This is a genomic window from Streptomyces pseudovenezuelae, from assembly GCF_001513955.1.
GTDB classification, from domain to species: Bacteria; Actinomycetota; Actinomycetes; order Streptomycetales; family Streptomycetaceae; genus Streptomyces; species Streptomyces pseudovenezuelae.
Genome location: NZ_KQ948146.1, coordinates 424123 through 445589, shown reverse-complemented (window position 1 = coordinate 445589; position 21467 = coordinate 424123). Strand labels below are relative to the sequence as shown.

Annotated in this window: 23 protein-coding genes; 8 read left to right on the top strand and 15 right to left on the bottom strand. The window is 72.2% G+C overall.

Going from position 1 to position 21467, the window contains the following annotated elements; translation table 11 throughout:
* Positions 1–258: 258 nt before the first annotated feature.
* Both AQI94_RS14125 and AQI94_RS14120 read left to right on the top strand, forming a co-directional pair.
* Complete coding sequence (locus AQI94_RS14125) at positions 259–1029, top strand: GNAT family N-acetyltransferase (RefSeq protein WP_031040939.1); 771 nt, start codon at positions 259–261, stop codon at positions 1027–1029.
* Entirely contained in the window at positions 1029–1907 is an 879-nt protein-coding gene (locus AQI94_RS14120; RefSeq protein ID WP_078902658.1) for a lysophospholipid acyltransferase family protein, read from the top strand. The genes AQI94_RS14125 and AQI94_RS14120 overlap by 1 nt, the downstream gene beginning before the upstream one ends.
* On the opposite strand, the gene AQI94_RS14115 is transcribed toward AQI94_RS14120, so the two are convergent.
* Together AQI94_RS14115 and AQI94_RS14110 are read right to left on the bottom strand one after the other, a co-directional pair.
* Positions 1864–4212, bottom strand: a complete 2349-nt coding sequence (locus AQI94_RS14115) for an ATP-binding cassette domain-containing protein (protein WP_031040933.1) — start codon at positions 4210–4212, stop codon at positions 1864–1866. The genes AQI94_RS14120 and AQI94_RS14115 overlap by 44 nt on opposite strands.
* Positions 4213–4222: 10 nt before the next feature.
* The gene (locus AQI94_RS14110) at positions 4223–5221 is read right to left on the bottom strand and encodes an LLM class flavin-dependent oxidoreductase (RefSeq protein WP_031040931.1); all 999 of its coding nucleotides are present in this window, start codon (positions 5219–5221) and stop codon (positions 4223–4225) included.
* 83 nt (positions 5222–5304) lie between these two features.
* On the opposite strand from AQI94_RS14110, the gene AQI94_RS14105 reads away from it, so the two are divergent.
* Positions 5305–5976: a nucleotidyltransferase domain-containing protein gene (locus AQI94_RS14105; protein WP_037941716.1), complete on the top strand. Its 672-nt coding sequence runs from the start codon at positions 5305–5307 to the stop codon at positions 5974–5976.
* Here the strand turns inward: AQI94_RS14105 and AQI94_RS44595 are convergent.
* The 3 genes from AQI94_RS44595 to AQI94_RS14095 form a co-directional block, all read right to left on the bottom strand.
* Positions 5958–6125 (bottom strand): hypothetical protein, encoded by a 168-nt coding sequence (locus AQI94_RS44595; protein ID WP_158806200.1) that lies wholly within the window; start codon positions 6123–6125, stop codon positions 5958–5960. The two genes, AQI94_RS14105 and AQI94_RS44595, sit on opposite strands and share 19 nt — an antisense overlap.
* 7 nt (positions 6126–6132) lie before the next feature.
* The gene (gene rpmF, locus AQI94_RS14100) at positions 6133–6303 is read right to left on the bottom strand and encodes a 50S ribosomal protein L32 (protein WP_031040924.1); all 171 of its coding nucleotides are present in this window, start codon (positions 6301–6303) and stop codon (positions 6133–6135) included.
* A 69-nt stretch (positions 6304–6372) separates the two neighbouring features.
* A complete protein-coding gene (locus AQI94_RS14095) occupies positions 6373–6783 on the bottom strand; it encodes a hypothetical protein (protein ID WP_031040922.1) in 411 nt (136 codons plus the stop codon).
* Positions 6784–6911: 128 nt separating this feature from the next.
* Between AQI94_RS14095 and AQI94_RS14090 the strand changes: the two genes are divergently transcribed.
* Complete coding sequence (locus AQI94_RS14090) at positions 6912–7403, top strand: phosphatase domain-containing protein (protein ID WP_031040919.1); 492 nt, start codon at positions 6912–6914, stop codon at positions 7401–7403.
* An 11-nt stretch (positions 7404–7414) separates the two neighbouring features.
* Here the strand turns inward: AQI94_RS14090 and AQI94_RS14085 are convergent, their stop codons facing one another.
* Entirely contained in the window at positions 7415–7630 is a 216-nt protein-coding gene (locus tag AQI94_RS14085; protein WP_031040916.1) for a dodecin, read from the bottom strand.
* A gap of 91 nt (positions 7631–7721) precedes the next feature.
* Here AQI94_RS14085 and AQI94_RS14080 point away from each other — a divergent pair, with 91 nt between their 5' ends.
* A complete protein-coding gene (locus AQI94_RS14080; protein ID WP_031040913.1) occupies positions 7722–8903 on the top strand; it encodes a MalY/PatB family protein in 1182 nt (393 codons plus the stop codon).
* 39 nt (positions 8904–8942) lie between these two features.
* Here the strand turns inward: AQI94_RS14080 and egtD are convergent, their stop codons facing one another.
* From egtD to egtA, 4 genes are read right to left on the bottom strand one after another with little or no spacing between them, the layout of a single operon-like run.
* Positions 8943–9905: an L-histidine N(alpha)-methyltransferase gene (gene egtD / locus AQI94_RS14075; RefSeq protein ID WP_031040910.1), complete on the bottom strand. Its 963-nt coding sequence runs from the start codon at positions 9903–9905 to the stop codon at positions 8943–8945.
* The gene (egtC, locus tag AQI94_RS14070; protein ID WP_031040909.1) at positions 9902–10675 is read right to left on the bottom strand and encodes an ergothioneine biosynthesis protein EgtC; all 774 of its coding nucleotides are present in this window, start codon (positions 10673–10675) and stop codon (positions 9902–9904) included. Before egtC ends, egtD begins: the two co-directional genes overlap by 4 nt.
* Entirely contained in the window at positions 10675–12018 is a 1344-nt protein-coding gene (gene egtB / locus AQI94_RS14065) for an ergothioneine biosynthesis protein EgtB (protein ID WP_031040906.1), read from the bottom strand. The genes egtC and egtB overlap by 1 nt, the downstream gene beginning before the upstream one ends.
* On the bottom strand, positions 12015–13319 hold the full coding sequence (egtA, locus tag AQI94_RS14060; RefSeq protein ID WP_031040905.1) for an ergothioneine biosynthesis glutamate--cysteine ligase EgtA: 1305 nt from the start codon (positions 13317–13319) through the stop codon (positions 12015–12017). The genes egtB and egtA overlap by 4 nt, the downstream gene beginning before the upstream one ends.
* 290 nt (positions 13320–13609) lie before the next feature.
* Here egtA and AQI94_RS14055 point away from each other — a divergent pair, with 290 nt between their 5' ends.
* Positions 13610–14440, top strand: coding sequence for a TIGR02452 family protein (locus tag AQI94_RS14055; RefSeq protein WP_031040902.1), 831 nt, complete (start codon positions 13610–13612; stop codon positions 14438–14440).
* Positions 14441–14629: 189 nt separating this feature from the next.
* On the opposite strand, the gene AQI94_RS14050 is transcribed toward AQI94_RS14055, so the two are convergent.
* Positions 14630–15076: a type II toxin-antitoxin system PemK/MazF family toxin gene (locus AQI94_RS14050; RefSeq protein WP_031058547.1), complete on the bottom strand. Its 447-nt coding sequence runs from the start codon at positions 15074–15076 to the stop codon at positions 14630–14632.
* Between the two features lie 50 nt (positions 15077–15126).
* Between AQI94_RS14050 and AQI94_RS14045 the strand changes: the two genes are divergently transcribed.
* A complete protein-coding gene (locus tag AQI94_RS14045; RefSeq protein ID WP_031058551.1) occupies positions 15127–15543 on the top strand; it encodes a hypothetical protein in 417 nt (138 codons plus the stop codon).
* 54 nt (positions 15544–15597) lie between these two features.
* Here AQI94_RS14045 and AQI94_RS14040 read toward each other — a convergent pair whose 3' ends face one another.
* From AQI94_RS14040 to AQI94_RS14030, 3 genes are all read right to left on the bottom strand, one after another.
* Complete coding sequence (locus AQI94_RS14040) at positions 15598–17076, bottom strand: SPFH domain-containing protein (RefSeq protein ID WP_031058553.1); 1479 nt, start codon at positions 17074–17076, stop codon at positions 15598–15600.
* Between the two features lie 133 nt (positions 17077–17209).
* The gene (locus AQI94_RS14035) at positions 17210–17428 is read right to left on the bottom strand and encodes a hypothetical protein (RefSeq protein WP_031058556.1); all 219 of its coding nucleotides are present in this window, start codon (positions 17426–17428) and stop codon (positions 17210–17212) included.
* A 26-nt stretch (positions 17429–17454) separates the two neighbouring features.
* Positions 17455–18879, bottom strand: coding sequence for an amidase (locus tag AQI94_RS14030; protein ID WP_031058559.1), 1425 nt, complete (start codon positions 18877–18879; stop codon positions 17455–17457).
* A 273-nt stretch (positions 18880–19152) separates the two neighbouring features.
* Between AQI94_RS14030 and AQI94_RS14025 the strand changes: the two genes are divergently transcribed.
* Complete coding sequence (locus AQI94_RS14025; RefSeq protein ID WP_031058561.1) at positions 19153–20532, top strand: glycoside hydrolase family 43 protein; 1380 nt, start codon at positions 19153–19155, stop codon at positions 20530–20532.
* 53 nt (positions 20533–20585) lie between these two features.
* Here AQI94_RS14025 and AQI94_RS14020 read toward each other — a convergent pair whose 3' ends face one another.
* Positions 20586–21347, bottom strand: a complete 762-nt coding sequence (locus tag AQI94_RS14020) for a ZIP family metal transporter (RefSeq protein ID WP_031058565.1) — start codon at positions 21345–21347, stop codon at positions 20586–20588.
* Positions 21348–21467 lie beyond the last annotated feature (120 nt).

The window sequence follows — 21467 nt, the reverse complement described above, 5'->3', positions numbered from 1 at the left end:
GACAAGGTGCGGACGGGTGGGGCCGGACGTGGTGCTCAGGTCCGGCCCCGCCAGGATGTCCGGCAGCGCTCACCTCTCCCCGGACACCGCCGGGACACCGGACGGTCGGCGGAGTCGGAGGCCCCGGACACCTTGCCCGAGGCGTTCAGCCGCCGCACATCCGCACTCCGGGAAACGGTCACGTACACGCCAACCGGCGTCGGGAGAACAGGGACAGCGGCACCGCTCGCCGCCTCCGCCTGTGACCTGGAGAGTGCCATGACCGGCGTTTCCACCCTGGACCGTCCCCCGCAGAGCGTCGCCCCCACCCGCTACACCGTCACCCTGGCCCGCGACGAGGACGACGTACGGGCCGCGCAGCGGCTGCGGCACGACGTGTTCGCCGGGGAGATGGGCGCCCTCCTGACCACCCCGGAACCGGGCCTCGACGTGGACGGCTTCGACGCCCACTGCGACCACCTGCTGGTCCGCGACACCGTGACCGGCCAGGTCGTCGGCACCTACCGGCTGCTGCCCCCGGAGCGCGCCGCGGTGGCCGGACGCCTGTACTCCGAGGGCGAGTTCGACCTCGCGCCGCTCGACGCGATCCGCCCGAGACTCGTCGAGGTCGGCCGTTCCTGCGTGCACCCCGACCACCGCGACGGCGCCGTCATCGGTCTCATCTGGGCCGGGATCGCCCGCTACATGGTGGACCGCGGCCACGAATGGCTGGCCGGCTGCTGCTCCATCCCGCTCGCCGACGGCGGCGCGCTCGCCGCCGGCACCTGGGACCGCGTGCGCACCAAGTACCTGGCCCCCGAGGAGTTCCGGGTACGGCCGCTGCTGCCCTGGGAGCCCGCGGAGGCGACGCCCGCCGCGCACACCGAACTCCCCCCGCTGCTGCGCGGCTACCTCCGCCTCGGCGCCTGGGTGTGCGGACAGCCCGCCCACGACCCGGACTTCGGGGTGGCCGACATGTACGTGCTGCTGTCGATGCGCCGGGTCAACGCCCGCTATCTGCGGCACTTCCTCTCGCTCGTCCCGGCCTGATGAGCGTCTGGCTGCCCAGCGCGCCCTGCACCCCGGGGGCGTGCCTGGAGCGGACCGGGTCCGCCACGGCGGTGCCCCGTGCCGTGCTGCGGCTCCTCGCGGTCACGGCGGTGCTGCTCGCCGGGATCGCGCTGCTGCCGGTCGGCCGGCTGGTCCCGGCCGGCGCGGTCAGGTGGTGGTGCCGGGCGGTGGTGCGGGCCTCGGGGGTCCGGGTCCGTCTGTCCGGCGCCGCCGCGCCCACGGGCGGGGTGCTCCTGGTCGCCAACCACATCTCCTGGCTGGACATCCCGCTGATGGCCGCCGTACGCCCCGCCAGGATGCTCGCCAAGTCCGAGATCCGGCAGTGGCCCCTGGCGGGACGGCTGACGGCCGGCAGCGGCGCTCTGTTCATCGAGCGGGACCGGCTGCACGCCCTCCCGGACACGGTCGCGCGCATCGCCGGCGCGCTGCGCGGGGGCGCGGCGGTCGCCGTCTTCCCCGAGGGCAGCACCTGGTGCGGACGCGCCCAGGGCCACTTCCGCCGGGCGGTGTTCCAGGCGGCCCTGGACGCCGGGGTGCCGGTCCAGCCGGTGAGCCTGCGTTACCGGCTCGGCGACGGCGGGTCCAGCACGGCCCCCGCCTTCGTCGGCGACGACTCGCTGCTGGCGTCGGTGTGGCGGGTGGTGTCGGCGCGCGGACTGACGGCCGAGGTGGAGGTCCCGGCCCCGATTCCCCCGGGCACTCACCCCGACCGCCGCTCCCTGGCCCGGGCGGCACAGGCGTACGCGTGCCGGGGGCGGACCGGTGAGCACCGGGCGTCGGTGATCACGAAACCCTCCGTCACCGGGACCGGCGTCAGACCCCGGAGCCCAGTGCTCGTGCCAGGTACGGCGCCGTAGCGCCGGCCCGCGCCTCGGCCACGTCCCCCGGCGCACCGGTCGCCACGATGCGGCCGCCCGCGTCGCCGCCGCCCGGGCCCAGGTCGATCACCCAGTCCGCGCCCGCCACGACCGACATGTCGTGCTCCACGACGATCACCGTGTGGCCGGCGTCCACGAGACCGTGCAGCTGGCGCATCAGGACCTCCACGTCGGCCGGGTGGAGACCGGTGGTGGGTTCGTCGAGGAGGTAGAGGGTGTGGGCGCGCCCGGCGCGCTGGAGTTCGTTGGCGAGCTTGATGCGCTGGGCCTCGCCGCCGGAGAGTTCGGTGGCGGGCTGGCCGAGGCGGAGATAGCCGAGGCCGACGTCGAGGAGGGTGGTGAGACTGCGGGCCACCTGCGGGGTGTCCGCGAAGAAGTCCGCCGCCGACTCCACCGTGAGGTCGAGCACCTGGGCGATGTTCCGTCCCCGGTACGTCACTTCGAGCGTCGCGGGGTTGTAGCGGGCCCCGCCGCAGTCGGGGCAGGGCGTGTAGGTGCTGGGCAGGAAGAGCAGCTCCACACTGACGAACCCCTCGCCCTGGCAGGTCTCGCAGCGTCCTCCCGCCACGTTGAAGGAGAACCGGCCCACACCGTAGCCGCGTGCGCGCGCCTCCTCGGTGGCGGCGAAGACCTTGCGCACGACGTCGAACAGGCCCGTGTAGGTCGCCAGGTTGGAGCGCGGGGTGCGGCCGATCGGCTTCTGGTCGACCGAGACCAGACGCCCCACCCCCGCGGACTCCGCCGTGATCTCGCCGACCAGCGTGGACTTGCCGGAGCCGGACACCCCGGTCACCGCGGTGAACACGCCGAGCGGGAACTCGGCCGTCACCCCGCTCAGGTTGTGCCGGCTGACCGGACCGACCCGCAACCGGCCGTGTGGCGTGCGCACTTCACGCTGCACCGCGGGGGAGCGGTCGAACAGGTACCGGGCGGTGGCGGACTCCGCGACCTTCGCCAGCTCCGCGACCGGGCCGCTGTGCAGCACCCGCCCGCCGTGCTCCCCCGCCCCCGGTCCGACGTCCACCAGCCAGTCCGCGCCCCGCATCACGTCCAGGTGGTGCTCCACCACGAACACCGAGTTGCCGGCCGCCTTCAACCGCGCCAGCACGGTGAGCAGCGCCTCGGTGTCCGCGGGGTGCAGTCCGGCCGAGGGTTCGTCGAGGACGTACACCACTCCGAACAGGCCGGACCGCAACTGGGTGGCGAGACGCAGCCGTTGGAGCTCGCCCGCGGACAGGGTGGGGGTCGCGCGGTCCAGGCTCAGATAGCCTAGGCCGAGCTCCACGACCGGTGCGATACGGGACTTGAGGTCCTCGGTGAGGACCCGCGCGGTCTCGCCGCTGCCGACCAGCGCGGCGGCCAGCTCGGTCAGCGGCAGGGCCGCGAGCTCGGCGATCGTGCGCCCCGCGAAGGTGACCGCCATCGCCTCCGGACGCAGCCTGCTGCCCCCGCAGGCCGGACACGGGGCGGAGACCAGGAACCGCTCCGCCTTCGCCCTGAGCGTCTGGCTCCTGGAGTCCGCGAACGTCTTCAGGACATAGCGGCGGGCGCTCATGTACGTGCCCTGGTAAGGGCGTTGGATACGGTCCGCGTCCCGCACCGGGTGCACGGTGACGACCGGCTGCTCGTCGGTGAACAGGATCCACTCGCGCTGCTCGGCGGGCAGCTCACGCCACGGCCGGTCCACGTCGTACCCGAGCGCGTCGAGGATGTCCCGCAGGTTCTTGCCCTGCCAGGCGCCGGGCCACGCGGCGATGGCGCCCTCGCGGATCGACAGCGACGGATCGGGCACCAGCGACTGTTCGGTCGTACGGTGGACGCGGCCCAGGCCATGGCATTCCTGGCAGGCGCCGACCGTCGTGTTGGGGGAGAAGGAGTCGGAGTCGAGCCGTTCGGCGCCCGGCGGGTAGTCACCGGCTCGGGAGAACAGCATCCGCAAGGAGTTGGAGAGGTTGGTGACCGTGCCCACGGATGAGCGGGACGTCGGCGCCGAACGCCGCTGTTCGAGCGAGACGGCGGGCGGCAGCCCGGTGATCTCCCCGACCTTCGGCGCTCCCACCTGATGGATCAGCCTGCGCGCGTACGGAGCCACCGACTCGAAGTACCGGCGCTGGGCCTCCGCGTAGACCGTCCCGAACGCCAGCGACGACTTTCCCGACCCGGACACCCCCGTGAACACGGCCAGGACATCCCGTGGCACATCGACGTCCACCCCCTGGAGATTGTGCTCACGGGCACCGCGGACGCGGACGTACGGGTCGTGGGGGGTGTGGGGGCCGTGCATGGGAACGACTCTAACCGGAGGTGATCGTCGCCAGCCGCCGGTAGGACTCCAGCAGGGCCTCACGGTCGTACGTGCTGGTCGTGACCAGCACCTCCTGGGCTCCGGTCTCCTTCAGGACCGTCTCCAGCTCGTGGGCGACCTGCTCCTCGGTGCCCGCGAGGTGTCCGGCCAGCCCGGCTTCGTAGAAGCCCCGCTCCTTGGCCGTCATCGGGAGCGACTCGACGCGCTCGGCGGGCGGCAGGGCCGGGAAGGTGCCGTGGGTCCGGGAGTACGCCATCGACCAGGCCTCCGGGACCAGCAGGCGCCGCGCCTCCTCGGGAGTGGCGGCGACCGCGACCGTGCCCGAGATGACGACGTACGGCTCGGACGCCCAGGGGGAAGGGCGGAAGTGCGCGCGGTAGTGGTCGATGCCCCGCTGCATCTTCTCGCGGTTCCTGAGGTCGCCGATGACCATCGGCAGGCCCGTGCGGGCCGCGATCGCCGCGCCCTCGCCCATGGCCAGCACGAAGGGCGGCACGGTCAGGCCCTCGGCCGGACGGGCGTGCACCCCCGTCGGGGAGGTGCCGCGGAACCAGCCCAGCAGTTCCTCCAGCTGTACGGCGAAGTCGTCGGCGTCGTCCTTGCCGCGGCCCAGTGCCTTTCGCACGCCGTCGGTGAAGCCGACCGAGCGGCCCAGGCCCATGTCGATCCGGCCGGGGAAGAGGGACTCCAGCACCCCGAACTGCTCGGCGACGACCAGCGGTTGGTGGTTCGGCAGCATCACGCCACCGGTGCCGACCCGGATCGTGTCCGTGGCCGAGGCCACGGCGGCCGCCAGCACGGTCGGCGCGGAGCCCGCGACTCCCGGCACGCCATGATGTTCCGAGACCCAGAAGCGGTGGTACCCGAGTCCCTCCAGCTCCCGCGCCAGGCGGACGGTGTCCTGGAGCGCCTGCGCGTTCGTGCCGCCCTCGCGGGTGCGGGAGCGGTCGAGGACGGAGAAGCGGGTGGAGGCGGTCAGGGAACTCACACCGGCTTCAACGCCTGATCGGACGACGTATTCCGCCGAAAACCGGATGACCGCGATCACCGCAGGTCAGCACAATGGGCCGGGTGACCGTCCAGAACATCCTGCTCTCCGGCATCGTCGGCTCGACCGCGTACGGACTCGCCCGTGAGGGCTCCGACGTGGACCGGCTCGGCATGTTCGCCGCGCCCACCGAGACCCTGCTCGGCCTGCACACGCCGAAGGAGTCCCACGTCAGCACGGCACCGGACCGCACCCTGCACGAGGCGGCGAAGTGGTGCCGGCTCGCCCTCGGCGGCAACCCGACCGTCATGGAACTGGTGTGGCTCCCGGACGAGCTGTACGAGGTGCGCACCCCACTGGGCGACGAACTCATCGGCATCCGCGGGTCGTTCCTGAGCGCCCAGCGGGTCCGGGACGCCTATCTCGGGTACGCCACCCAGCAGTTCAGGAAACTGGAGAGCCGCGACGGCGACCACCGCACCGCCAAGCACGCCCGGCATCTGAAGCGGCTCTGCCACCAGGGCCTGGAGCTGTACACCACCGGACGGCTCACGGTCCGGGTCGAGGACCCCGAGGAGTACCACCGCTTCGGGGAAGCCGTCGCCGCCGACCCGGCCTCGGCCCGGTCGCTGCTCGCCCACTACGAGACCGCGTTCACCGAGACCCGCAGCGCGCTGCCGGACCGGCCCGACGAGGCGCGGGCCGAGGCATGGCTGCGCCGCGTCCGCGCACGGTTCTACGACACGGCCGCGTGAGCGTGCGCCTGCGTCGCCTCGTGGTCGCAGGTGTCGTCGACGCCGTAGGTCTCCCAGGCGGGGAAGGGGTCCACGAGCGGGCGGTCCTCGTCCGGGGCCCCGAGAAAGCCGGAGAGCACGGTGACGGGCAGGAGGCGGTCGTGGGGCATCTCGCCCTCAGCCCTCGGGGCGCAGCAGGCCGCGCTCGTACGCCTTGACGAGGTTCTGCGGGACGAGATGGGTGACGCCGTCGATCGTGACCGGCACCAGATGCGTGGTGCCGGCCTTCCACTGCGAGCGGCGGTGACGGGTGTTGCTGCGGGACATTTTCCGCTTCGGGACAGCCATGGGGGAACCCCTTCAGGGCCTCGGTGGGTGGGCACCCAGACGCTATATGAAAATGGATCCCATTAACAACTAACGGCGGCGCCGGGACCGCACCCGGGCCTCCCGGGGCGGCTCGATGAACTGGAGCTCCAGGGTCAGGGGCGGCTCGGCGATCCCCGGACCGCCCGCCGCCGCCCACCGCACGACCTCCTCGGTGCCCTCGTCGTCCATGACGAACCCGATCCAGGCCGCCTTGCCTCCCGCCCGGCGCCCGGCGGCCGAGGGGCGTACGACGATGACGTTCGCCTGGTCGCAGGGGCCCAGGCAGTCGGTCGTACGGATCTGGAAACCGTGCTCGGCGGCGCCGGCCCGCAGCAGCTCCAACTGCCAGGCGTGGTCGGTGCCGGGGTGCTTGCGGGCGTCGCCGCAGCAGCAGCCCCGGCAGACGACGAGGGTGCAGGAACCGGAACCGGCCAGAAAGGTGCGGGGCGTCGAGGACATGGGAGAAGCATGCAGCCTGCATTGATCACGGAGTGCGGGCGGGGTGCCCCGGGAGCCGGAAGCGCGCCCCGCTCGGCGGCACCGAAGTCGCCCGGGGCGGGAGGGTTGCCGGGGCTAGGGTGGGTGAGGTGACCGACAGCGACAAGCTCCCGCTCGCCGTGTTCGACCTGGACAACACCCTTGCCGACACGGCCCACCGACAGCGGTTCCTGGAGCGCGGTCCGCGCGACTGGGACGGCTTCTTCGCGGCCGCTCCCGAGGATCCGCCGATCCCGGAAGGCATCGCGCTGGTGCTGAAGAGCGCCGAGGAGTGCGAGATCGTCTACCTCACCGGGCGGCCCGAGCGCTGCCGACAGGACACACTCGCGTGGCTCGCCGCGCAGGGCCTGCCTGAAGGGCGCGTGCACATGCGGCGCAACGACGACCGGCGACCCGCCCGGCGCACCAAACTGGAGATCCTGAAGCGGCTCGCCCGCACCCGGGAGATCCGGATCCTGGTGGACGACGACGAGTTGGTCTGCGAGGACGCCCGACGGGCCGGCTTCACCGTCGTACGGGCATCCTGGACCGCCCTTTCCGCGACCCTGGAGGTGGCCCAGGAGCGGGAGGGGCGGACCTGACGGCCGTCGGTTCAGTCGGACTCGTCGAGGCGGAAGCCGACCTTCAGCCCCACCTGCCAGTGCTGGATCTGGCCGTCCTCGATCTGGCCCCGCACCTGGGTCACCTCGAACCAGTCGAGATTGCGGAGGGTCTGCGAAGCACGGGCGATGCCATTGCGGACGGCCTCGTCGACGCCGTCCGGTGAGGTGCCGACGATCTCGGTCACGCGGTAGGTGTGGTTCGTCATGGTTCCACCGTGCCCCAGGCGGCGGCGGAGCGCGAGTGGTCCGCCGGTTCATCGAGAGGCGAACGCCGCCTATCTTGGGCCCATGGACGGTATGCCGCGAGACATCCCAGCCCCCGCCACCGCCAATCCGCTGCGCGAGCTCACCCTGGAGCAGCTGCGACGACGGACCAGCATGAAATGGCGGACGTACCCGCGGGACGTGCTGCCGCTGTGGGTCGCCGAGATGGACGTCCCCCTGGCCGAACCGGTCGCGCGGGCCGTCCGGGACGCGGTGGCGCTGGGTGACACCGGGTATCCGCACGGGACGGCGTACGCCGAGGCGCTGGCCGACTTCGCGGGCAAGCGGTGGGGCTGGGACGGCCTCGCGGTGGAGCGGACGGCGATCGTCCCGGACGTGATGCTGGGCATCGTCGAGATGCTCAAGCTGGTCTCCGGGCCGGGGGACGCGGTGGTCGTCAACTCGCCCGTGTATCCGCCCTTCTACCAGTTCGTCGGGAACATGGACCGGAAGGTCGTCGAGGCCCCGCTCGGTGCGGACGGCCGGATCGACTTCGAGGTCCTGGAGGACGCCTTCGCGCGGGTCCGCAAGGGCGCGGCCCGGCCCGCGTATCTGCTGTGCAGCCCGCACAACCCGACCGGCACCGTGCACTCCGCTCAGGAGCTGGCGAGCGTGGCGGCGCTGGCGGAGAGGTACGGGGTACGGGTCGTGGCCGACGAGATCCACGCCCCGGTCGTGGCGGCGGGCGCGAGGTTCGTCCCCTACCTGAGCGTTCCCGGCGGGGGGAACGGGCTGTCGCTGCTGTCGGCGTCCAAGGCGTGGAACCTGGCCGGTATCAAGGCGGCGGTGGCCGTCGCCGGGCCCGACGCCGCCGACGACCTCGCGCGTCTTCCCGAGGAGGTCGGGCACGGGCCCAGTCATGTCGGCGTCCTCGCCCACACCGCCGCGCTGCGGGACGGCGGCGCCTGGCTCGACGCCCTGCTCGCCGGCCTCGACGACAACCGCCGGCTGCTGGCCGACCTCCTCGCCGAGTCGCTGCCCGCCGTGCCCTACGAACCGGCCGAAGCCACCTTTCTGGCCTGGCTGGACTGCCGAGCGCTGGAGCTGGGCGACGACCCGGCGGCCGTGTTCCTGGAGCGCGGCCGGGTCGCCCTGAACTCCGGCATCCCGTTCGGCACTGGCGGCGCCGGATTCGTCCGGCTGAACCTCGCGACCTCCCCCGAGCTGATCACCGAGGCGGTGCAGCGGATGGCCGCCGCCCTCGACCGGCACTGACCGGGGGGCCGGAACGAACCGGCCCCCCGTCGACGCGTGCTACCGCACCACGCTCAGCGACAGCGCGAACCTGCCCTCGCTGTCCGTCCACCAGTGCGCCAACTCAAGTCCGGCGGACGCCAGTTCGTGGCGGACACCCTCCTTGCGGAACTTCGCCGAGATCTCGGTGTGCAGTTCCTCGTCCGGCGCGAAGTCGACGGCCAGGTCCAGCGCCGGAACCTTCACGGTCTGGTCCGTGCGGGAACGCAGCCGCATCTCGATCCACTCGTTCTCGGCGTCCCACAGGGCCACGTGGTCGAAGGCACCCGGATCGAAGTCGGCGCCGAGTTCGCGGTTGACGACGGTCAGGACGTTCTTGTTGAACGCGGCCGTCACCCCGGCCGCGTCGTCGTAGGCCCTGACCAGGACGCTCTCCTCCTTGACCAGATCCGTGCCGAGCAGCAGCGCGTCACCGGGGGAGAGCAGGGAGCGGACGGAGGAGAGGAACGCGGCGCGCTCGACCGGCAGCAGATTGCCGATCGTGCCGCCGAGGAAGGCGACCAGGCGCGGGCCCGGCGTCCCCGGCAGGGACAGACCGCCGGTGAAGTCGGCGATCAGCGCGTGCACGCTCAGCTCCGGCCGCTGGGCGATGAGCGCGTGTCCGGCCTGGGTCAGCGCGCTCTCGCTGACGTCGACCGGGACGTACGTGTGCAGTCCGGTGAGCGCGTCGAGCAGGTACCGGGTCTTCTCCGACGAACCGGAGCCCAGCTCGACCAGGGTGCGGGCGCCGGTCGCCGCGGCGATCTCGCCGGAGCGGGCGACGAGGATCTCCCGTTCGGCGCGGGTGGGGTAGTACTCGGGCAACTCGGTGATCTGCTCGAAGAGTTCACTGCCGTGGGCGTCGTAGAACCACTTCGGCGGCAGTGTCTTGGGCGTGTGTGTCAGGCCCTTGAGGACGTCGGCGCGCAGGGCGGCCTCGGTGGCGTCCTCGGGCAGGGTGCGGGTCAGCAGGAACGGACTCACGTGCGGCTCTCCTTGAGTGGCTCCAGAGACTTCAGTGGCGTCAGCAGGACATCGGCGCGGCTCGCCGTGAGCAGCGTGCGGTCGGGGACCTCCCGCCAGTGCGGATCGTCGTCGTAGGGCTCGGAGGCCACGACCGTGCCGGTGCCGGGGCGCTGGAGGTACCAGAGGGTGTCGCCCCAGGCGGTCGCGGCGATGGACTCCCCGTTGGTCAGCAGGAGGTTGAGCCGGGAGTCGGGGGCCGCCTCGGCGACCTCCAGGACCGTGTCGGCCAGTGCCTGGCCCTGCTCGTCGCCGCCCCGCAGCCGGTTCAGGACCAGGGCCCACACGAACGCCGAGTCGTTGCGGGCCTCCATGGACAGCAGCTCCGCCGCGGGAAGCGAGGCGGTCAGGGGGGCAAGTGAGCTCGGCCAGCCCTTGACCGCGCCGTTGTGGCTGAACAGCCAGGGCCCGGAGGAGTACGGCGCCGCCGCGGCCTCGGCGTCGGCTCCAGCCAGGGTCGCGTCCCGTACGGCGGCCAGGACCGCGGTGCTCTTCACCACCCGGGTGAGATCCGTGAAGGACAGGTCGGCCCAGATGGGCCCGGCCCGTCGGTACCGCGCCGGCGCGGGGTCGCCCTCGGCGTACCAGCCGACCCCGAAACCATCGGCGTTGACGGTGCCGTGCCGCTGCCGGCGCGGTGCCCAGGACTGGCGGTACAGGCTGTGCTCGGGCTCCGTGAGGAGCCGGCCGAGCGGCTCCTCCGGGCCCAGGTAGGCGAGATGACGGCACATCAGACGGCCCCCGCGGAACGGGCCGTGCGGAAGCCGGAGAAGATCTGCCGCCGGATCGGATAGTCCCAGTTGCGGAACGTGCCCCGGCAGGCCACGGCGTCCACGGCGAACGAACCGCCGCGCAGCACCTTGTGGTCGGGGCCGAAGAACACCTCCGAGTACTCCTTGTACGGGAACGCCTGGAACCCGGGGTAGGGCTCGAAGTCGCTCGCCGTCCACTCCCACACGTCGCCGATCAACTGGCGTACGCCGAGCGGCGACTCGCCCTCCGGGTAGCTGCCGGCCGGGGCGGGCCGCAGGTGCCGCTGGCCCAGGTTGGCGTGTTCGGGTGCCGGGTCGGCGTCGCCCCACGGGTAGCGCATCGAGCGGTCGCCGGCCGGGTCGTGGCGGGCCGCCTTCTCCCACTCCGCCTCCGTCGGCAGCCGCCGTCCGGCCCAGCGGGCGTAGGCGTCGGCCTCGTACCAGCTCACGTGGACCACCGGCTCGTCGGGCGGGACGACCTCGGTGACGCCGAAGCGCCTGCGCAGCCACTGCCTGCCGTCACGGCTCCAGAACAGCGGGGCGTGGATGGAGTGCCCGCGGATGTGCGCCCAGCCGGCCGGGGCCCACCAGCGCTCGTCGTCGTAGCCGCCGTCCTCGATGAAGGCCTGGTACTCGGCGTTCGTCACCGGGGTGGTGTCGATGTAGAAGGCGTCCACCACACGCCGGTGTGCGGGGCGTTCGTTGTCCAGCGCCCACGGCTCGTCCGAGGTGCCCATGGTGAACGGGCCGCCGGGGACGAGGACTTCGGCCGGGCCGGTGAACAGCGGGGCCGGGTCCGGGTCGGGGGCGGTCAGGGCCTGGGGGCCCTTGCGGAGCTGATGGGTGATCAGCATCGTCTCGTCGTGCTGCTGTTCGTGCTGCGCGATCATCCCGAAGGCGAACCCGGCCTCGGTGAGCCGGGTCCCGTGGAGTGCGGATCCCTCCAGCACGTCGAGGACCCGCCCGCGTACCTCGGCCGCGTAGCGCCGGGACTCGCCGGGCGTCAGCAGGGGCAGTGTGGGGCGCTCGGAGCGCGGGTGCTCGAAGGCGTCGTAGATGCCGTCGATCTCGGGCCGTATCGCCTCCTGCCCGGCGACGGTCCGCAGCAGCCACTGCTCCTCCTGGTTGCCGATGTGGGCGAGGTCCCACACGAGCGGCGACATCAGCGGCGAGTGCTGGGCGGTCAGGTCGGGGTCCTCCACACAGCTGGTGAGGAGCGTCGTACGGTCCCGGGCGGTGACCAGGGTGGTCACGGCCCGCTCGCGGAAGGACTCGGGGTCGACGGAGGGGTCGACCGAGGGGTCGGCGGACGGGTTGGTCATGTGCGGATTTCCTTCCCGAGCGAACCGTGCGTCCGGTCCAGCAGATCGTCGGCGGGGCAGCGGCCCCGGATCACATAGCGGTGCAGATACGTTTCCACGGCGTCCGTGACCTCGGCCGTGGCGCCCAGCCGTGGCAGCGCCTCCAGGGCCGCCGCGAAGCACGCGATCGCGGCCTCGTGGAGCTCGGGGTCGGCCAGGCCGTGGCGGGCCGCGTCGATCCACAGCGGATTGTGCGGGGCGGGCATCGACTGCGTCCGCTCGGCCAGCGGCTTCACCACGCGGTAGGCGGTCTCGGCGGTCTCCGGGTCGTCGAAGAGCGCCGCCGTCACGGCGAGCGGGACGATCCAGCCGTCCTCGCCGGGCTGGGCGTCGATCATCCGCAGTTCCAGGTGGCCGCGTGGCCTGACCGGCGGGAACAGGGTCGAGACGTGGTAGTCGAGGTCCTCCCGCGTCGGCGGCCGGGGCTTCCCCGACCTGGCCCACTCGCGGAAGGAGAGCCCCTCCGGGACGTCCCAGGGGCCGCTGTCCCGCCGTATGCACATCACGGGCGCGTCCAGGACGTGCCGGGCCCACGCGCTGCGGGGGTCGGCGTCCAGGGACGGGCCGCCCGCCCGGCCCTTGCCGATCTCCGTCCACCGCAGCTGGCGGGTGGAGAGCCAGCCGGTGGGCTCGGAACCGGCGAGCGGGGAGTTGGCGAAGGCGGCCACCAGGACCGGCCCCAGCTGGTGCGCCAGCGACCAGCGGCGCCCCAGGCCCAGCGGGCCGGGCTCCTCGTGGCCGGCGTCCACGCAGACCTGTACGGAGGCCGAGGTGCACATCATGGCGCGCCCCGCCGGGCCGTTGCGGTCGAGGCAGGCCTCCATGGCGTCGTAGCGCGGCTCCCGCAGGTATCTGCGGGGCGGATGCCAGGGATCGTGGCCGAGGCCGACGAGGCCGAGACCGTGCTCGGCGAGGGCCGCGCGAACGGCGGCCAGATCGGCGGAGACGGAACCGATGCACTCCATCAGGGAGTCGGCGGGCTGCGAGCTCAGCTCCAGCTGGCCGCCCGGTTCGACGGTGAGCGCCGACGTCAGGGGCACGGTCCGCAGTGCGGCGTAGGCCGCCGCGAGTCGTTCGGGTGTCACGGGGAGCCGCGGGCTGCGCAGCTCGTGGACGAGCCATTCCACTTCCACCCCGATACGGCGGGGTGGACCGGTCTTGAAGCAGATGCCGCGGACCAGGGCCTCCAGCTCTGCTTCGGGGAGCGAGGTACGCGGCTTCGTACAGTCGGCCGGCGTACAGTCGCTGGGGGTGTCGGACATGTCGGGATCCTCCTGAGATTCCACCATGCCACCGGTCCGGGGATCAGGTGGGTCGGACCGGCAACGCTCGTCCCACCCAAGACCCTCGTGCCGTTCCGCACAAGGGGGCACATCCTCGCATTAGGGGCTGTGGATCTCCGTTCTCCCAGGATTTTCGAGGTGTTTTCCGGTTGTGCCGGGCGCCGGAAAACTCTGTTGCACCGCCGCACCGGTATCGCTCACGATTCCAGCATGAGCACGACGGGGGAAATCGCACGGCGAGCGGTCATGGCGTCCACGGGGGTGGCGCCATGAGCGCGCGTCTGCGCGGGATCGCGCAGGAGACCGAACAGATCGTCGCGGCGGGGCACTATCGCGCGCCGGCCGGTCACGAGGTCTCCGTGGCCGCCGGGATCGAGGCCGCCCGGGCGGGCACGCGGCTGTACGGACCGGAACCCGTCCAGGTGCCGGCCTTCACCGCTGTGGACACGTTCTTCGAGGTCACGGGGGAGAGCAGCCTGGAAGCGGCGCATCGGCTCGGCGGCCGGCCGGCCGTGCTGAACTTCGCCTCGGCCCGCAATCCGGGGGGCGGCTATCTGAACGGCGCCCAGGCCCAGGAAGAGGCCCTGTGCCGCGCCTCCGCGCTGTACACCTGCCAGCTCCGGGCCCGCGCGTTCTACGACCATCACCGGGCCCACCGCGACCCGTTCTACACGGACCGGGTCATCCACTCGCCGGCCGTACCGGTGTTCCGGGACGATCGGGGCGCTCTCCTGGACTCCGCGCACCTCGTGGGATTCCTGACGGCGGCCGCCCCGAACGCCGGGGTGGTGCGGCGCACGGCACCCGAGCGGGCCGCCGAGCTGCCGGAGGCCCTCGTGACGCGCGCCGGGCAGGTCCTGGCGGTGGCCGTGACGGAGGGCTACCGGCGACTGGTGCTGGGCGCCTGGGGCTGCGGGGTCTTCCAGAACGACCCCGCCCAGGTGGCGGGGGCGTTCCGGACGCTTCTCGGGCCCGGCGGACGGTTCGACGGGGCCTTCGAGCACGTGGTGTTCGGGGTGCTGGACCGGACACGGGGAGCGACGGTCCGCGAGGCGTTCGCCCGCGCGTTTCCCCCGCAGCGGCTGCTCCGAACGGGTTAGGGTCTGTCGTTTGGATCAGGCCGGCCGTGAGGTGCGGTGCTTTTCTGCCGACTCGAGCGGGGTCTGGTGCGTGCAGCTGCAAGGCGGAGGAGGGAGTCGACGCGGAGCGTCGGCGACCGACGACAACGCCGCAGATGGGCGTGCCGGACCCCGCGACGCCGGACTGATCCAAACGACAGACCCTAGCCGTCAGGTCCAGCCGTACCGCTCGTGCAGCCGCTGCCTGACCAGGTTGAACCGTCCCCGGTCCAGTGCGCACGCCTCCCGGCGCATGCCCTCCTCGTGCAGGCGCAGCACGCGGTCGACATCCACCCAGGAGTCCCGGCCGGTCCGGTCCCAGGGGCCGCTGCCGATCGGCACCCACTCCCGGTCCCCGTCGTGCCGCTTGCTCGACAACTGCACGGCGAGGAAGGAGCCGGCCGCCTCCCGGGCGACCACGAGCACGGGACGGTCCTTGCCACGGCCGTCGTTCTCCTCGAAGGGCACCCAGGTCCACACGATCTCGCCGGGGTCGGGGTCGCCGTCGTGCGCGGGGGAGTACTCGGTGCGCACCCGGCCGACCTCGCGCGGGTCGGCCTCGGTGGTGGCGGTGGCGCCGAAGCGGCCGGGGACGTTCTCATCGGTAAACGCAGTCACGGGGGCACCTTATGGCGTCCCCGGACCGGGGCAGTAGTACGGTCGGCCGGATGAACGAAGCGGCGGGTGCGGTCACCTTCACCTGGCTCGGAATGGTGCTGGCGATCTCCTTCCTGGAGGCGCCGCTGAAGTTCCGCGCGCCGGGGGTGACGATCCAAGTCGGCCTGGGCATCGGCCGCCTGGTCTTCCGCGCTCTGAACCGGGTGGAGTGCGTCCTGGCCGCCGCGCTGCTCGCGCTGGTCCCTTTCGGTGACGCACCGGCCCGGGTCATCGCGTGGACCGCGGCGGCGACGGTACCGCTCGCCGTTCAACTCGCCGTCGTACGGCCCCGGTTGAACCGCCGCTCCGACCGCGTCCTGGCCGGCGAGGACCTGCCCCGCTCGCGCGGTCACCTCGTCTACATCGCCTTCGAGATCGCGAAGGTCCTCGCCCTCGTCGGCCTGGGTGTCACGCTGCTCGCACGGTGAACGCGGGCGGTCCGGGACCCCTTTTCTCTCGCGGGGCCCCGGACCGCCTGCCCCCTATTCCTGGACCGGCACCTTCTGGACGGGCGGCGGTGCGGCGACCCCGTTCAGCGAAGTCCCGTTCGGTGTCTGCCCGTTCTGGTTCATCGACGCGAGCAGCTGACGGGCCAGACCCAGCCCGGTGCCGCCCATGGTGAGCGCCTTGGCGAGCATGTCCGCCATGCCGTCGGCACCGTTGAGCACCACCATGTTGTCGACGCTGCCGAACGCGGACGCGCCGGCCTTGACGATCTCCGGCCAGTTCTCGGCGAGTTGCTGGGCGACGACCGCCTCCTGGTTCTCGGCGAGGGCGGCGGCGCGGGCCTTGATGGCCTCCGCCTCCGCGAGCCCCTTCGCCTTGGCCGCCGCGGCCTCCGCGAGACCCTTGGCCTGAGCAGCCGCGGCCTCCGCCTCACCGGTGGCCCGGGTCGACGCCGCCAGGGCGGTACCGCGGGCCTTGGTCGCCTCGGCCTCGGCACTCGCGGCCGCCTTGACCCGGGTGGCCTCGGCCGCCGCGGCGAGCTCGGTCTCCTTCGCCTTCGCCTCGGCCCCGGAGATCCGCGCGTCGCGTTCGGCCTCGGCGAGCGTGCGCTTCTCGTAGGCCTTGGCGTCCGCCGGTTTGCGGACGTCCGCCTGGAGCTGCTGTTCGCGCCGGTGCGCCTCGAGTTCGGCGACCCTGGTCTCCTGGACCACGACCTCCTGCCGGGCGGCGGCGTCGGCGAGCGGACCGGCCTGGCGCGCCTTGGCGCCCGCCTTGTCGCGCTCGGCCTGGTAGCCGGCCTGGAGGATCTCGCTGTCCCGGGTGGCCTGTGCCATCCGCGCGAACGACTGCTGCTCGGCCTCGGTGGCCAGCCGGTTCGCCTCCGCCTGGGCGATGCGCGCGTCCCGCTGGACGGCGGCCGCGTGGGGCATCGCCAGGTTCTGGATGTACCCGGTCGGGTCCTCGATCTCGTGGATCTGCAGGGAGTCGACGATGAGCCCCAGCTTCTCCATCTCCGTGCCGCAGGCGGCCCGGGTCTGCCCGGTGAGCTTCTCCCGGTCGCGGATCATGTCCTCGACGGTCAACCCGCCGACGATGGACCGCAGATGACCCGCGAACACGTTGTGCACCCGCTCCGACATCAGCTTCTGCTGGTCGAGGAAGCGGCGCCCCGCGTTGGCGATCGACACGAAGTCGTCGCCCACCTTGAAGATGACCACGCCCCGCACCTTGAGCGGGATGCCCTGGTGGGTCACGCAGTCCACATGCAGTTCGGTCTCGTTCAGGTCGAGCGAGAGCTTGCGCACCGCCTGCACACCGGGCAGCACCAGAGTGCCCCGCCCGGTGACGATGCGGAATCCCATGCCCGCTTCGAGCCCCTCGGTCTTGTGGTTGGAGCCCGAGATGATCAGTGCCTCATTGGGTTCCGCGACACGCCACATCAGTTTGAACAGACCGATCAGAACGGCGACGGCAGCTACGGCCACCCCCGCAACGACGCCGATGATCATCGGCATACGCCCCCTTTGGATGGTGCCCTTTCGGCACCGAACGAAGGGAGTGTGCGCCTGTTCGAGGCGGGGGTGAAGACGCTGACGAATCCTTGTCGAAACCTTGATACACACGCCTCTCACCTGGGCGTGAGCAGGCTCAACTGTCGTACGCCGCCTGCACGTAGACCGTCCTCGGCGGCAGGTGCTCCACCACCATCACGACCGTGCCCCGCTCGATCCGGTCCGTGCCGGTGGCGGGGTAGGCGAGGAAGTGCTCGGCGCCGCCCCGGACCCGGACGATCACCTCGCCGACGAGCCCCGGCCCGATCGTCCCCGTGACCCGCCCCATGAGCCCGACCATCGACGCATCGTCCATGGTCACAGGGTACGGGCGGAACGCCGTCAGGCGGCGGGGGAATCCACGACGGCCTGCCCGGGCGGCCAGGCCTCGTGCCAGCGCAGCTCCGCCTCCAACTGGGCGGCCAGCGACAGGAGAAGCGGTTCGCTGTTCGCGGGTCCGAGCAACTGCGCCCCGACGGGCAGCCCTTCGCCCACGAACCCGGCGGGCACATTGACCCCCGGCCACCCCAGCACGTTCCACGGCCAGGCGTACGGACAGGCCGCGATCATCGCGCGGTCGGTCGCCGGCCCGCTCAGCTCCAGCATCGCCCCGATGCGCGGCGGGGGAGCGGCCGTCGTCGGGGCGAGGACGACGTCGTACGCGGTGAAGAACCCGCCGATACGGCGGTGCAGGACGGCCTCCGCGCGGCGCGCCGCCCTGAGCGGGACCCCGTCGAGCAGTCCGCCGAGCCGGGCCGCCTCCCGGGTGCGGCGGTCGAGGAGAGCGGGGAAGGGCGCTTCGCGGACCCGCTCGGCGATACCGGCCGTGGCGCGCGGAATGAAGGTGAGCCCGATCTGCCCGTACGGCGGATCCGCCTCCTCGACCGTGTGCCCCAAGGCGCTGAGCCGCTCGGCGAGTTCGACGACACGCGCCCGTACCTCCGGCTGGAGCCGGGCGGGCAACGCGGTGAACGGCGGCTTCAGAGCGAGCGCGACGCGCAGCCGGCCGGGATCGCGGCCGACCGCCGCGGAGGCGTCCACGGCGGGTGGCCGATGCGGGTCCAGGGGGTGGTTCCCGGCTGCCGCGTCGAGGAGGAGGGCCGCGTCGGCGACCGTGCGGGCGAGCGTGCCGTTGACGGTGATGCCCTGGAAGGACTCGCCGCGCGGCCAGGTGGAGATGCGGCCGCGCTGTGGCTTGATGCCGACGAGGTGGGTCCAGGAGGCGGGGATCCGTACCGAACCGGCGCCGTCCGAGCCTAGCGCGGCGGGCACGAGACCGGCGGCGACGGCCGCGGCGGACCCTCCGGACGAGCCGCCCGGTGTGTGGTCCGGGTTCCACGGGTTGCGGGTGGCGCCGAAGGCAGGCCCCTCGGTGAACGGCCACTGCCCGAACTCGCAGGTGTTGGTCTTGCCGACGATCACGGCCCCGGCCGCGCGCAGCCGCCGTACCGCCTCGCCGTCCCTGGCGACCGCCGGGAACTCTCCCCGGCAGCCGAACGCGGTGGGTTCACCGGCCACGTCCATGTCGTCCTTGACGGCGACGGGCACCCCGAGCAGCGGTGTGCGTACGCCGGCGGCCAGTTGGGCGTCCGCGGCGGCCGCCTCGGCGAGGGCGGCCCGCGCCCGCACGATGCGGAAGGCGTTGAGGGAGCCCTGGGACGCCTCGATCCGCGCGAGGGACTGTTCGACGAGGGCCCGGGCGGTGATCGTGCCGTCGGCCAGTGCGCGGGCGGTCTCCACCAGGCCTGCGGAGCGGTCGTACGTCATGCGGGGCACCTCCGGGACGCCGGGACGACGTTGCCTACCGAACGGTAACGTCGGAAAGCGCTTCGCCGGAACGGCGCCGGCGCGGAAGCGGCGGTTCCGCGGGGGATGCCACAGCCGTCGCACAGCCCTCACCAGGTCATGCGCAAAGCATTGACGTGCCCAAGTCACGGTTCTACCTTCTGATCGACTTTCCGAACCTCGTTCGGTATGTCGGACGTCTGCTCACTCGGACGTCGAGAGCCGCGTTGTGTCCTTGCCCCAGGGAGAGCCGCCGTGACCACACGACCCCCCACACCGTCCCGCCGCACCCTGCTGCGCGCGATGGCGGCCCTGCCCGCCTCCGCCGTCCTGCTGGGTGAACTGCCCGGCGTGGCCCTCGCCGCCGCCCCGCCCGGCGGCTCGGCCACCCGCTACACGATCGTGCCGTTCCTCAACAGCAACGACGGCACCGTGAACGTCTACCAGTCCGACGACGCCACGGACTTCCGGCTGCTGAAGTCCTCCGCGTACACGCCGCCCAGCAACAGGATCCGCGACGCGAGCGTCTTCAAGCACACCGACGGCTACTACTACCTCACCTACACCACCCACACCTGGCAGGACGTCAGCACCACGATCGGCTTCGCACGCAGCTCCGACCGGGCCAACTGGAGCTTCCTCTACGACTACACGGTCCCGATCGCCAACCTGTCCCGCGCGTGGGCGCCGGAGTGGTTCGTCGACAGCGACGGCAGTGTCAACGTCATCGTGTCCTGCTCGGTCACCAGCGACGAGTGGATCTTCACGCCGTACCGGCTGAAGGCGACCAACTCGGCCCTGACGGCGTGGAGTTCACCGGTCGCCCTGTCCGGGATCGGCGCGAACCACATCGACACGTACATCGTGCGGACCGGCTCGACCTACCACGCCTTCACGAAGAACGAGACGACGAAGTACATCGAGTACGCGACGGCGTCGTCCCTGACGGGTCCCTACACGATCTCCAGGACCGGCAACTGGGCCGGCTGGGGCAGCTACCGCGAGGGCCCGTCCGTGATCCAGCTCGACAACGGCGGCTGGCGGATCTTCTTCGACGGCTACGGCGACGGCACCTACTACTACAGCGACAGCTACGACACCTTCGCCACCTGGTCGGCGCCGAGCGCGCTGCCGGTGGTCTCCGGTACCGCACGCCACTTCACGGTCATCAAGGAGACGGTGTCCGGCGGTCCTTCGCTCGCCAAGAACGTCACGCGTTCCTTCCAGTCGGCCAACTACTCCACCCGGTACTGGCAGACGCAGTCCTCGCTGCTCAACCTCCCGGTGGTGACCGGCTCCAGCACGGCCGCCGAGAAGTCCGCGTCCACCTTCACGGTCGTCGCGGGCCTCGCCGACGCCAACGGCTTCTCCTTCCGCGACTCCGCCGGAAACTACCTGCGCCACTGGGACTTCCGCGGCCGCTTCGACGCCAACGACGGCACCTCGACCTTCGCCAAGGACGCGACCTTCATCGCCCGCACCGGCTCGTCCACGGGCGCGATCCGCTGGGAGTCGTACAACTATCCCGGGTACTACCTGCGCCACTACAACTACCAGCTGCGGGTGGAGCGGACGGCGGGGACGGATCTGTTCCGGCAGGACAGCTCATTCGTGCCGGTGACTGCCTGGGCCTGAGGCGCAGGGCGAGGAGCCGAGCGCGGGGGCCGCGCCGGCCAGGCAGGCGCCGGTCAGGCGTGAGACAGGGCGAAGGAGACCAGGAAGCCGCTCACCGTGATCAGCCCGATGGCCAGATGGGCGTCGTCGAACGCCTCGGGGATCATCGTGTCGGCGATCATGGCGAGGATCGCACCGGCCGCCACGGCGGTCACCGCGGCGATCACGGCGGGGGAGAAGGAGCCGACCACCGTGTAGCCGAGGACGGCCGACACGGTGCTCGCGGCCGCGATCGCGGCCCAGACCGTGAAGACGTACCCCTTGCCGCGTCCCGCCTTCTTCATCCCCGCCGAACTGGACAGCCCCTCCGGCACATTGCTGATGAACACCGCCGCGACGGTCACCAGGCTGACCGCCCCGCCGTCGAGCAGGCTGACGCCGATCACCGCGGACTCCGGTACGCCGTCGAGCAGCGCGCCGAGCGCGAGCGCCGTCCCGGAGCCGCCCTGCTGGGCCTCCGAGGGCTGCGCCGCGGACCGCGCGTGCCCGGAACGCTTGCGGTGCCGGGCACCCCGGCGGGCCAGCCACATGTTGCCGGCCGTGTAGGCCAGGGCGCCGATGAGGGTGCCGACGACCGCGGGAGTGAGCCCCGCCTGGTCGTACGCCTCCCCGACCAGCTCGAAGGAGACCGCGGACAACAGCACTCCGGCACCGAAGGCCATCACACTCGCGATGATCTTCTGCGGCACCCGTAGCCCGTAGCCGAGCGCGGCCCCGAGCAGCAGCGCCGAGCCCGCCACCAGCCCCCACAGTCCAGCCTGCAGCACTTCCGCCATGCCGTCGCGTGTACCCGCTCCGGAAGTGGATCAACAGGTTCCGCCCGCATTCGGGGCCGTGGGCGAGGGGCCGGGGGCCTGTGACCAGGCAGGACGGCCGCATGAGGTGAGCGCGCGGAG